At 47.3% G+C, this 1,507-nt stretch carries 1 protein-coding gene and 1 pseudogene; both read right to left on the bottom strand.

Annotated elements, in window-relative coordinates:
- On the bottom strand, positions 1 to 1,092 hold a 1,092-nt coding region (locus R7P67_RS24090), incomplete at its 3' end, for an O-antigen ligase (RefSeq protein WP_318086224.1).
- A 67-nt stretch (positions 1,093 to 1,159) separates the two neighbouring features.
- A pseudogene (locus R7P67_RS24085) lies at positions 1,160 to 1,507 on the bottom strand (excinuclease ABC subunit UvrA); the annotation flags it as partial.

The following is a 1,507-nucleotide window of genomic DNA, read 5'->3' as shown; positions in this document are numbered from 1 at the left end:
CAGAAGCCCACCTTCTACGCCCCAGTACAACATTTCATTGTGTGGATGATCCATCGATGGCAAGCCTGCAGGATAGTTCTCATTCAGCGCATGCTGGCGCGCGGTGTACAGCATGTACTCAGATTCAAACTTACCGTAACCGTAGCCAGTGAACGGTTTCTCGATCACCATATCCAAGGTTTGAGGGAAAGTGTACGCTCGAGGCGATTCCATATTCACTTTCTCTGTCGCCAGTCCACTTCCATCCGGGAATGCAATGCTCATTACAACGAACGAGAGCACCAAGCCCGTAACCAAAGCTGCGATCCAGCGAATAAAGCGGCCTTTGGTTGCAAAGCGATACATATACGGAATCACTAACAACAAACCGATGATGGTAGCTAGCCATCCTGTGCGCGAAGCTAACGCGACAATCAACGGCAAGGTAACAACAGGTACGGCATACAAAAGGTAAACGTCGCTTAGCTTACGTGAATACTTATAGGGTTGGCGAGCTAGAAGATAACTGGCAATGACTAATCCAGTAGCGAGAAAGCTTGCCATCACATTCGGTTGCTGAAAGATCCCGTACGGACGGTTAGCAATCGTGTCGTAGCCGAAAGGATTCCCTGGTTTTAGAAAAAGATATTGCGTCAGACCAAATAGAGCTTCAATCACGACAGCCAGTACGATGAACCAAAGTAACCGTTGGCGATGCTTATTACTGAAATGAAATTGCTGTAAGACAACAAAAAACAGGAAACCACTCCACAGGCCGATAAGTTTGTTCGCTGCCAGAGTGCTGTCCGCATTGGGGTAGAATACTGGCAACGTCATGATGATCGCGCTGATCAGTAACCCGATGGTTAGCTTTGAATAGCGTAAAATGCGGTTACTCGCGAGCTGATAGCAACCGATACCCAACGCAAAGCTAAATGCAATCCACGTTGTTGCGTTGAAGGATAAGGCTAACCCTGACCCACCTGGATTGGGCATAAAAAAGTGCATGGCCAGTAAAAACAGAACGGCCAAGGCGATGAGAAACTTGCGATTGAGAGGAACTTGTACTTTTTCAGGAGAAAGTTTGGTTCCACTTACATGTATAGTAGCCATATATATTGCGTTGTTTTGAATGAAAAAAGACCAGCGTTGGCTGGTCTTTGTACTTTACCCGTTTTTTCTATTTCAACATAGGCTTAAGGAATCGAGCTGTGTGCGAACCTTCGATCTGAGACACATCTTCTGGTGTTCCCTGGGCAATGATCTCTCCGCCGCCTTGTCCACCCTCTGGTCCTAAGTCGATGATCCAGTCTGCTGTTTTGATGACGTCCAAGTTATGTTCGATAACCACAACGGTATTCCCGTGATCGCGCAGGCGATGAAGTACGGTCAATAGCTGCTGAATATCATGGAAGTGCAGACCAGTTGTTGGCTCATCCAGAATGTACAAGGTTTTACCCGTATCACGCTTGGATAGCTCTCTTGCCAATTTCACTCGCTGCGCTTCGCCGCCTGATAATGTGGTTGC

It is taken from the genome of Vibrio sp. Vb0937 (assembly GCF_033338855.1).
This window is presented reverse-complemented; position numbering and strand designations above follow the sequence as displayed.